Raw genomic sequence first — 12,545 nt, 5'->3', positions numbered from 1 at the left:
AAGATTAAATAATTTTGGAGGTTTTTTTGTTTCAAAAACTCTTAATACCATCGATTTATAAAAAGGAGGATATAAAATCACTTAGACTTTAAAAGCTTTGAATCTGAAAAACAGAATGTTATATAAGCAATAGAATCTTAATTTACACAACTACAGTTACTTGATCTATTCTTAAAATCAAATCCAATAGTTAACATATGTGTGCCTGAGTTATGATTTTGAAGTTGATTTAAACTAATATTAAAGGAGTAAGCGGCATAAAACTTATTTTGTCTGAATCCTACTAAGGGTGCGATTGAATTGGGCTTAAATGATTGATCTGCTAACAATCGTAAGTTTATGCCTCCCCAAATATAGTTTTCACCAGTCATTTTCCGAATCTTAAGGTTAAGATCAAGACTTGACCGACCATCACTTTCGTATATTTGATATAGGATAGATGGTTCATATTCTATAGAAGTAAATTTATTTTTTAAAAGAAATCCTGTATATAAATAATAGTTTCTAATATTCATTGGTTCTTTTAAGATTGTAGGTTTTACTGATTTATTTAAAATATTAACCGCATTGAAACTGACGAAAAAATTTTCTAAACGATATAAAAAGCTTAAATCAAAATTTGAGTTATTCACATTATAAGACTGGACACTCGGATCAGATGTGTTAATGTCGGATATATCAATATTAAAATTTGTAAACTTATAAGAGAGCCCAAATGACAAATACTGATTATTAAACTCTGATAAAGTAATATGATGAGCATAAGTTAACTGTCCTCCCTTTTGAGAAGTATTTCTATTTTTATCATTAAAAAAAATGGCACCAATGCCTGAGCGATCTGCAATTCTGGCATCAAAGGATAATGATTGTGTTTGTGGTGCATCTTCTACTCCTAACCATTGTGTTTCGCCAGTAAGACGTATTTTATAAAATTCACCAATACCTGCGTAGGCTCCAGCAATAACATACGGATTGTCTGCTAAATATTGGCTAGTTGGTGCTAGTTGTAATTCTTGCCCATAAGTGGGAAGACTAGCTATTATGAAAAGTAATAATACTATTTTGTTTGTTTTTTTCATTTTATCTAAATAAAGTCATTCCGCCAATAAATTCTCTTCTATCCTTATCATTATTAGTTTTAATAACGTACCAATAATCCCCAGTTGGCAAAGGTTTTCCTTGATATGTACCATCCCATCCCATTGTTGTATTCCCTTTAAAATTCATGATTAATCTCTGATATCTATCAAATATTGAAACTTCTAAATTTGGATAATCTTCTATTCTTGTAGGATACCAATAATCATTACTTCCATTTCCATCTGGTGAGAAAAATTTAGGAAACTCTATTCCTTCATAAGCTAAATATGCTGTTTCAGTAGAGAAACAACCTTTGTTATCTTTAACATAAATGGTATAATTTCCAGAGTGATCAATCTTAAAAATTGGATTGGAGGTATAACTATTAGCGCTATTAATGCTATATTGATAAGGAGCAGTACCACCTGATGCAACAATTGTATATTGATTAACTCCTGTTTCGGAAAAAGAAAAATCTGGATTCTCAATATTTTGTGTAACTAAAACAGTATCACTAGAAGCACATCCCAAAATACTATTTGTGACTGTTAAAGTATAGACTCCACTGGAACTAACAACGGGGGTTAAAGTATTCGCACCACTATCGATAGTTCCCCCAGTCCATAAATAAGTAACACCCGAAATATCAGAACCAGCTCCATTAAGCATAATTGTTGATGAAGCACAAGTAATTATAACTGGACTACCTGCTTCTGCAATGGGAGCAGTTTGTCTATTTATAGTTACTGTAGCTGTAGCAGATAGATTGCAAGGAGAAACAGCATTTACAGTATAAGTATAAATATTACCAACATTAGTCCAAACACCACCTGTATCTGGTGTTCCGCCCAACTGAGCAAACAATTGAGCATTGGTAGGAGTAGTTCCTGAGCATAAAGTCAACGTTCCGTTTGTTCCTGCATTTGGAATTGTTTGCCTATTTATAGTTACAGTAGCTGTAGCAGCTATATTGCAAGGAGAAACAGCATTTACAGTATAAGTATAAATATCACCAACATTAGTCCAAACACCACCAGTATCTGGCGTTCCGCCCAACTGAGCAAACAATTGTGCATTGGTAGGAGTAGTTCCAGAACATAAAGTCAAAGTTCCGTTTGTTCCCGCATTGGGAACAGCTTGCGTATTTAAGGTTACAGTAGCTGTAGCAGGTATATTGCAAGGAGAAACAGCATTTACAGTATAAGTATAAATATTACCAACATTAGTCCAAATACCACCTGTATCTGGCGTTCCGCCCAACTGAGTAAACAATTGAGCATTGGTAGGAGTAGTTCCTGAACATAAAGTTAACGTTCCGTTTGTTCCTGCATTTGGAGTTGTTTGTCTATTTATGGTTACAGTAGCTGTAGCAGATAGACTGCAAGGAGAAACTGCATTTACAGTATAAGTATAAATATCACCAACATTAGTCCAAATACCACCTGCATCTGGCGTTCCGCCCAACTGAGCAAACAATTGAGCATTGGTAGGAGTAGTTCCTGAGCATAAAGTCAACGTTCCGTTTGTTCCTGCATTGGGAACAGCTTGCGTATTTAAGGTTACAGTAGCTGTAGCAGCTAGACTGCAAGGAGAAACTGCATTTACAGTATAAGTATAAACATTACCAACATTAGTCCAAATACCACCTGTATCTGGCGTTCCGCCCAACTGAGCAAATAATTGTGTATTAGTAGGGGCAGTTCCTGAGCATAAAGTCAACGTTCCGTTTGTTCCCGCATTGGGAACAGCTTGCGTATTTAAGGTTACTGTAGCTGTAGCAGCTATATTGCAAGGAGAAACAGCATTTACAGTATAAGTATAAATATTACCAACATTAGTCCAAACACCACCTGTATCTGGCGTTCCGCCCAATTGAGCAAACAATTGTGCATTGGTAGGAGTAGTTCCTGAGCATAAAGTCAACGTTCCGTTTGTTCCTGCATTTGGAGTTGTTTGAATATTGATAGTCTTAGTTATTCCTGTTAGAACCTGACTACAGATACCATCTGTAGTATTTGTTAAATTTAAAGTCGTATTAGAACTTGCTGAAGGAATTGTTACCACTACAGAACCTGTTGTTCCTATTACAGCTGTTCCTGAAACGACTCCTGTATAACTCACATTATCACCAGTTTTCCCAGTTATTGTAAAATTAGCATCCGATCCTAAGCAAATGGAATTTGGACCCGTTAATGTTGGAACTGTTGGTAACGAATATGCTCCTGTAACATTAACAGTTACCGGAAGAGAACTACAACCTCCACCAGCTGTATTGGTTACAATTAACTTATAAGTACCTGCAGCATCCACAATTGGGTTTAATGTTGTTGCTCCGCTGACAATTGAGCCATCAGTTGTTGTCCATTGATAATCGATACCAGCACCGGTTGTCGAGCCTGTGCCATTTAGCGTAACCGAAGGACTCAAGCAAGTAATTACCGCAGTAGTAACTACTTGTGCTACCGGAATGCTACAAGTTGGTGCTGTACTAGTCTGGCAACTATATTTTTCAACGTCAAAACAAGTACCAAGACTACCTACTGGAGTTACAAAAATCTCGACATTATCGGATGGTTGCAATCCGGTTACACTATAGGTTAAGACATTACCAATGGCTCCAATATTTTGGATTAGATTAGTGTTTACTTGATAAGAGATTGTATAATCAGTAGCTCCCGCAACTGCTTCCCATAGAAAAGATACCGCATTTTGTGATGGTACTCCGCATGAAATTTTAGGCTTTAATATTGAATTTATACCAACCTGTATCTGTTCTTTTTTTATAATGTCTGTACTACCATCACAATCCTTAACTGTACAGGTTACTTCATAAATACCTGCATTAATTGTTTGCGCATTGGTAATACTCGGATTTTGGGTTGTATTAGAATAGCCGTTGGGTCCAGTCCATGAATAAGTAGTACCTGTAGGTAAAGTTCCGTTTACTTTTAAATCGATAGTGCTATTGGCACAAAGAGAAATTGGCGTAACAACGCTTGGTTCAAGAACCACGCTAGGAGTAACCACTAGTTCTTTGGTTCTTGTAATCAGGCAATCAAAAGAAGTAATTTCTAAGGTATAAATACCAGCATCTTGAGGTGTTACAGCGGAGATAGTATATTTATTAGATGTGGAAACGACTGTCCCCAATGGATTCTTCCATTTATAAGTAACCCTGGAATCAGTATCGAGATACTTTGGAAAATTATTTTCGACACTAAAATCTGCTTGGTATCCTTCGCACAATAGGGTAGGCATAGACTCAGTATAAAGTATATCTTCAAAATCATCTACATTAAACAAAAACATTTGCACGCCCGAAACAGTACTTCCGTATGTAATATTCCTGAAGCCTATTTTTTGAGGTTTAGAACAATCACTGTTTACATAAATAGCATGCACTTTTCCAGGTTTAGAGTAGCGGGTATCAACTCTTCCTGCTTTAAATTGTGATTGGGTTTCGGCAATAGAAGTCCAAATTCTTGGAGCGATGAGAGTTCCGTTATTTATAGTAATAGCCGTTTCTTCTCCAGCTATTGGGCTCACAGTATTTTTTTGTTCTACGTACATTTTACCTAAAACAGGAGTATCATCATTATTGCGCACCCCAGCATATAAGCCATCTTTACCTATAAACCCATTGCCATGCAATCGGTAGTATTTACCTTTAACAGCCCCACCAGATTGAAATTCAATATTATAAATATATAAACCAGTCGTTTGTATCTTATAAATAATCCTGTCGGCATTAAGACCCAATCCATTATACCAACTTCCATCGTTTATTCCCCCATTAGTGATTGCACGATCTGCAGAAGTTGTGTACAAGCCATGACCATCTATTCCTGTTGGAAAACAAGGTGTACCTGTTAAACTTGGTGGCAAACAAGGACCTTGATTAGGTCCATAATATCCAGCATCATTGTTTCTAAAATTTAGAGTGTTATTAACCGCTCCAGTTGTATAATTTACGATATCAATTTTTCCAGATGAATTATTAAGTTGATGAAACCAACGTTGGGTAATATTACCAGAGTTATCTAATTTATCCCAGGACCACTCGTTTCCTCCAGGTAAATTTTGAGTTTCAATTAAATGGATTCTATTATCATGTCCCATATCGCGCACTCCATCGGCACCCTGAAAACTGAGCATATGCACTTTTTTCCCTGGGATCACTTTACAATCTAAAACACGTTGTTTGTCTATCCACAAATTGGTTTCTTTTTCTTCAACTTTAGGCAGTACCGTACTAAAAATGTCCACGAGTAAAGATCGTGATGTTAACAGCGTATGATCGGCATTCATTCTTCTGTAATATTCAGCATTGAATTTTTTGAAAACATCAGAATCTTCAACATACATTTTATAAAAAGCAGCCGAACTCGTACCATAGCGTTCCCAATGTGCTCCAATACCTTGATCACTTGACCAAAAATCAGTAGTGGTAAGTTGAGAGTGGTTCTGAAAATCATAATCCCAATCAAAGGCATAACCGTCCTCATGTCCCCAATGCTTATTTAGATAGGCAGTTCCTGCAGGGAAGTAATTAGGATATGCAGCAGCAAACTTATCCATTACAATCTGCGCAACACATTCTGCCATACCTTCTTCAAAACCACTTAAAGTATTTTGGTAATGCCAAAGATTATCAGAAGACAAACACACATTATCACGCCAGGCATGCAAAAGTTCATGAACCATTAAGCGTGGTTGAGTCATCTTGCCAAAAGCATCAGCAGTATATTGAGTCGAAATCCAGTTAGGGCCATTATAAAATGTATTACTCCCAGAAGCATTACCATCATTCACTACATTTACTGTATAAGAGTGAGAAGAGGGACCATATATTTGCGCTATAATAGGGATTACTTTGCTGTAAAAGTCCATCATATTGGTAGCTTGCCAATTGGCAAAACCTCCCAATCCATTGACTCCAAATTGCGTCTCTATAGTAACATTTACCATATTGCCAGCTGTACCCAAATTTTGCCATGTAAAATTTAACGGACCAATTACTGTGTCTGTACCACCATTTAATAAGTGAAAATAAAAATTTTGCCCTTGCATAAATGTAGTTCCCAAAGCGAGAGCCGTTAAACGTAATTCTTCATAGCTATAGCCGTAAGTCGTCTTATCTGTATTATTCAAACCTTGACTCCAACGAATATTTTGCGAATTAGGACCATTAGGAACTGAGCCTGTTCCGATAGAGAAGCTTGTAAAACCTCCAGTTTGCCAGTTTACAAAAGCACTATGAATACTTTCTACATTTCCTGTTATTCCTGTGGCTGCTACAGCCTTTAATTTGCTTTGTAGGTTTGATTTAATCGGGACCGGAGCAGGAACATTTGCGGGTTTACATCCCATTGGCAAAGTACCAGACTGTTGTACTTGAGCGACTAAAGTGAAGGAAAAAAAAGCAAACAAGGCTAGGATGTGTAATTTTTTCATTGCATAAAAGTTGTAGGTTAATCGACAATGGACATGTTTTATCGAAGCACTACAAAATTAGTTTTGTCATGAAAAGAAAATAGTCATAAGTTATTCAGTATTGATATTAAATTAACATAAAAAATACACTTACAATAATTATTTACAATATATGTAGTATTAATCGTTGTTTTTGGTTTTCTGGGTAATGAGAGATGAGGTATGGTTTATTAGTTGATATAAGAGATTAAGCGTTATAATCTGATTTAAACTTAGGACTAAATAAAAAATTAAAATAACGGCTGGGATCTCAAAGCCCGCTTCAAAAAAGTGATAAAAAAAATTAAATGACACTGTTTCTTTTTAGCTTGAATGTGGTCAACTCAAGAACTTTTATATATTTGTTGCGCCTTATAAATCAGTTTTTTATTGGGAATAAATGAACATTATTTATAAAATTATAACACATATAACAATGAATTTGAACACCAAATACGGGAAGAAAGAATTCCTGAAGCTATAAAAAATGTTTTTATTTTGAATGACCTGAACTAAGAGAATTACTTTATTTATTATCCATTCCATTGGAAGGAGTCTGAGAAGAATTGGATTTTAAGCAATATAAATTAATAGATTTTATCTTCAGAAGTTGTTCAGAATAAGCCGTTTTTATTTTGTGGATATTTAACTTAATTTATTAGAATGAGAACAATTTCTAAATTACTAGTTGCAAATAGAGGAGAGATTGCACTACGTATTTTTCGCGCTGCCGCGGAATTAAAAATTAAAACTGTAGCTATTTATACCTATGAAGATAGGTATTCCCTGCACCGCTACAAAGCCGATGAGGCGTATCAGATAGGCAAAGATACAGACCCCCTAAAGCCCTATCTTGATATTGATGAAATCATTAAAGTTGCCAAAGCCGAAGGGATCGATGCTATTCATCCTGGGTATGGTTTTTTATCAGAGAATGTACTATTTGCTACTAAATGTGCCGAGAATGGTATTTTATGGATTGGCCCCAATCCAGAAGTCATGGAACAATTAGGTGATAAAGTGGCTGCCAAAAAAATTGCACTTGCTGCCAATGTACCTTTAATCGAAGACAGTAAAATAGACCTTTCTTCATTTTCTATTGCTCAGGAAGAAGCAAATCGCATTGGATATCCTTTGATGTTAAAGGCTGCTGCAGGCGGAGGAGGGCGCGGTATGCGAGTAGTTAGAAAGCCCAACCAGTTAGAAGCTTTGTTCAACGAAGCAAAAAGAGAAGCAAAAACAGCTTTTGGAGATGATACGTTATTCCTTGAAAAATTCATTGAAAATCCCAAACATATCGAAGTACAATTATTAGGAGATAATTATGGAAATATTGTCCATTTATTTGAACGTGATTGTAGTGTTCAGCGAAGATTTCAAAAAGTGGTTGAAATTGCTCCGGCCCCAAATTTAAAACAAGAAACAAAAGATAAGTTATATAAATATGCACTTAGTATTGCAACTAAAGTAAATTACAATAATGCTGGAACGGTTGAATTTTTAGTCGATGCGGCAGAAAATATTTATTTTATAGAAGTAAATCCCCGCATTCAGGTAGAGCATACCGTTACGGAGGAAGTAACAGGAATTGATATTGTTAGAAGTCAAATTCTTATTGCTTGTGGTCATAAACTCTCTAGCCCGGGAATTTATATTATGGGACAAGAAAGTTTAAAATGTAGTGGTTTTGCAATTCAATGCAGGATTACTACCGAAGATCCAGCAAATGATTTTACACCCGATTACGGGACAATTATTGCATATCGAAATGCTGGAGGTTATGGTATCAGAATAGATGAAGGTAGCTCTTATTCGGGAGTTAAGATTTCGCCTTTTTTTGATTCTATGCTCGTAAAAATTACTGCCAGAGGAAGAACATTAGAAGGAACCAGCCAGCGTCTTTTAAGAACGCTGAAAGAATTTACTATTGAAGGAGTAAAAACTAATATTCCATTTTTAGAAAATTTAATTGTACATCCCGATTTTCAGGCAGGAAATATCACGGTGAATTTTATAGGTGATAATCCGTCATTGATGAAAATCAAAAGAAAATCTGATAATGTAACCAAGAATTTGGCATTTATAGGGAATATAATTGTCAATGGTAATGCAGATGTTCCTTTTATCGTCCCTGATAAAAAATTTCTGACTCCAAAATTACCAATTCCATCAAGTGCCTTTCATACTAATGGAACCAAACAACTACTAGATCAGTTAAAACCAAAAGGATTTTCAAACTGGATCAAAGAGCAAAAACAAATTTTGTATACAGATTGTACTATGCGAGATGCACACCAGTCATTACTTGCTACCAGAGTGCGTACGATTGATATGATGCCTTTTGCAGAAACATTTACAAAAGACTTTCCACAAATGTTCTCTATGGAAGTTTGGGGAGGAGCGACATTTGATGTTGCGATGCGATTTTTGAATGAATGTCCTTGGAGTCGTTTGGAACAAATGCGAAAAGCGATGCCCAATGTACTGTTGCAAATGTTGATCAGAGGTTCTAATGGAGTAGGTTATACGGCATATCCAGATAACTTGGTCGAAAAATTTATTGAAGTATCCGCTCAAAAAGGGATAGATGTTTTTAGGATTTTCGATTCATTAAACAGTATCGACAATATGAAAAACAGTATTAATGCCGTACTTACAAATACAGATTCCCTTGCCGAAGTATGTATGGGCTATTCAGGAGATATATTAAATCCTGAGCGTCCAAAATTTAATCTTAACTATTATTTAGATCTCGCTAAGAGAATAGAAGATACAGGAGCTCATATTCTTTGTATAAAAGATATGGCAGGTTTATTGAAACCTTATGCTGCCGAAAAATTAATTACCGAGTTAAAAAAATCCATTGACATTCCAATACATTTGCACACACATGATACAGCAGGAATCCAGTCTGCAACCTATCTCAAAGCAGTAGAGGCAGGGGTTGATATTATAGATGTTGCATTATCCTCTATGTCAGGACTTACCTCACAACCCAATTTTAATGTATTTGCAGAAGCCTTAAAAGGAACTCCTCGTGATTCGGGGCTTGATGTCGAAAAACTAAATCAATACAGTAATTACTGGGAAGATATCAGGGAGTATTATTACCCTTTTGAGTCCGATTTAAAATCAAGTACGGCAGAAGTCTACAAGCATGAAATTCCTGGCGGACAATATTCTAATCTTAAACCTCAGGCTTATTCCTTGGGCTTAGAGACCAGAATGACAGCTATAAAACAAGCATATCAGGATGCCAATAGTTTACTTGGAGATATTATTAAAGTTACACCTTCTTCAAAAGTAGTGGGTGATCTGGCGATGTTTATGGTAAGTAGTAACCTGAGCAAGCAAGATGTTTTAGATCAAGGCACCACCTTGTCTTTTCCTAATTCTGTAAAAGGAATGCTTAAAGGTGAATTAGGACAACCAGACGGCGGATGGCCAATTGATTTTCAACAAATGGTTCTCAAAAAAGAAAAACCATTTTTAGATTTACCCAATGCACATTTAACCCCTATAGATTTTGATAACGAATTTGAAGCTTTTCAGGAAAAATTTTCATCATCCTGCACTTTAGCTGATTTTATATCTTACCAATTTTATCCAAAAGTTTTCGAAGATTATTTTAAAACTATCGAAAAATATGGAGATGTGAGTGTAATTCCTTCGACTACATTTTTCTACGGATTAAAACCTAATGAAGAAGTAATTGTTAATATCTCGGAAGGAAAATCTATTATTGTAAAATTCTTGTATAAGTCAGAACCTGATTTACAAGGAATCAGAACAGTCTATTTTAAGCTTAATGGCCAGACAAAAGCTATTGAAATAAAGGATAAGTCTATAAAGACAATGAATGTTCAGAACCGAAAGGCATTAACAGCTGCTGAAATTGGGGCTCCTTTACCAGGATTACTGAGTAAAATATGGATTAAAGAGGGAGAGGAAATTAAACAAGACCAACCTTTATTTACTATTGAAGCCATGAAAATGGAAAATACAGTATTAGGAAAGTCTGGAATAATCCATAAAATCCATCTCAATGAAAATAGTTTGGTAGAAAAAGGAGATTTACTTATTGAGTATCTTGTTGAATAACATACTTATGTCAACTTTCAGTTTCTTCTAAATAAAAAAGCTCTTTTGTTACAAAAGAGCTTTTTTTTATAATTGATTTTGACCAATTAACTTTTAAACAACTTAAATACTTATTATTCAATTCTGATAGATGTGACAGAACTATGTTTTGTACGATTCCTTTTTTAACTTATCTTCGCTGTTTATACATTTGTGAGTACATTTAACTCATTTAAAAAATCTAATTTGTGAAAGAAAAACATGAAGACGTAAAAGAGAATCAGCTTAAACGTGGGCTGACTAACCGCCACATTCAGTTAATTGCCTTAGGCGGATCAATAGGAACAGGTCTTTTCCTCGGTATTGGTCCAGCAGCTGTATTAGCAGGGCCATCTGTTATTTTAGGATATGCTGTTGCCGGAATTATTGCTTTTTTTATTATGAGACAACTTGGCGAAATGGTTGTTGAAGAACCTGTTTCAGGAAGTTTTAGTCACTTTGCCTATAAGTATTGCGGTTCTTTTGCAGGTTTTGCATCAGGTTGGAACTATTGGATTTTATATATTTTAGTTAGTATGGCTGAACTTACAGCCATTGGTGTTTATGTACAGTTTTGGTGGCCTGAAATTCCGCTGTGGGCATCCAGTTTATTTTTCTTCCTGGTTATTAATGCTTTAAATTTTGCCTCTGTAAAAGTTTACGGAGAAACTGAATTTTGGTTTTCAATTATAAAAGTTGTCGCAATTATTGCAATGATCCTCTTTGGTACTTACTTGCTAATAAGTGGTACAGGAGGAGAACATGCTACAATTCATAATTTGTATAACGATGGAGGCTTCTTTCCAAAAGGAGTTTTTGAAAAAACGGGAGATGGTAATTTTCAAGGTTTATTATCAGCAATGGCTCTAATTATGTTCTCCTTTGGTGGTTTAGAACTAATTGGGATTACCGCTGCTGAGGCAGAAAATCCAGAAAAAAATATTCCAAAAGCAACAAATCAGGTTATCTATAGAATCCTTATATTTTATGTTGGTGCATTAGTAATTTTATTTGCTTTGTCACCTTGGCAACAAATTACTACAGATAGTAGTCCATTTGTAATGGTTTTTCAAAATTTAAACGGAATGGAGTTTGAGTTGTTTGGCAACAAAATATTTTTTACAAGCCTTATTGCTAATGTGCTTAATTTAATTGTATTAACTGCCGCTTTATCAGTATATAATAGTAGTGTATATAGTAACTCACGTATGTTATATGGTTTAGCAGATCAAGGCAATGCTCCTAAGTTTTTAATGAAGCTAAACAAACAATCGGTACCAATTAATGCTATTTTAATTTCTTCCTGCTTTGCAGCGATTTGTATTTTAATAAATAAGCTAATTCCAAAAGAGGCTTTTAGTATTTTAATGTCTTTAGTGGTGTCTTGTTTAATTATTAACTGGGTTATGATTTCTTATACGCATCTAAGATTTAGACGTTCAAAAGACAAGGAAGGTACAAAAACTAAGTTTGCTTCATTATTTTATCCAGTAAGTAATTACATCTGCTTTGTATTTTTATTGGGTATTTTATCAATCATGTGGATTACTAATATGAAGTTATCCGTAGAATTAATTCCTATTTGGTTAGGTATTCTTTTTGTATGTTATAAAGTTTTTAAAACAAAAAAATAAGTAGCTTTTACTACATTATTCTAGCTATCTGTGTACATCTGCTAAAATCTTTTAAAATCTGCGTGAAACAAAACTAATATCTTCTAAGTATGCAGATATTAGATTATTAAACTAGCAACTTTAATTAAAGGATTTAACACATAGTCGACAAAGATTGGATTCGTGTTGCGAAGTTATTTACGAAGTAATTGGACCCAATGGGTTAAAAAAAACAGATACAATTAAGATTTATAGTAAAAG

Annotated in this window: 4 protein-coding genes; 2 read left to right on the top strand and 2 right to left on the bottom strand. The window is 34.9% G+C overall.

Annotated features, from left to right (window positions below; genetic code table 11):
- Window positions 1-137 precede the first annotated feature (137 nt).
- Window positions 138-1,079: a type IX secretion system membrane protein PorP/SprF gene (locus ACJ6WR_RS00250; protein ID WP_086895050.1), complete on the bottom strand. Its 942-nt coding sequence runs from the start codon at window positions 1,077-1,079 to the stop codon at window positions 138-140.
- 1 nt (window position 1,080) lies between these two features.
- Complete coding sequence (locus ACJ6WR_RS00245; RefSeq protein ID WP_409416713.1) at window positions 1,081-6,534, bottom strand: T9SS type B sorting domain-containing protein; 5,454 nt, start codon at window positions 6,532-6,534, stop codon at window positions 1,081-1,083.
- A 681-nt stretch (window positions 6,535-7,215) separates the two neighbouring features.
- Between ACJ6WR_RS00245 and ACJ6WR_RS00240 the strand changes: the two genes are divergently transcribed.
- Window positions 7,216-10,653, top strand: a complete 3,438-nt coding sequence (locus ACJ6WR_RS00240) for a pyruvate carboxylase (protein WP_409416712.1) — start codon at window positions 7,216-7,218, stop codon at window positions 10,651-10,653.
- A 227-nt stretch (window positions 10,654-10,880) separates the two neighbouring features.
- The gene (locus ACJ6WR_RS00235; protein ID WP_039116215.1) at window positions 10,881-12,305 is read left to right on the top strand and encodes an amino acid permease; all 1,425 of its coding nucleotides are present in this window, start codon (window positions 10,881-10,883) and stop codon (window positions 12,303-12,305) included.
- Window positions 12,306-12,545 lie beyond the last annotated feature (240 nt).

It is taken from the genome of Flavobacterium sp. PS2 (assembly GCF_046250155.1).
Classification (GTDB): domain Bacteria; phylum Bacteroidota; class Bacteroidia; order Flavobacteriales; family Flavobacteriaceae; genus Flavobacterium.
This window is presented reverse-complemented; position numbering and strand designations above follow the sequence as displayed.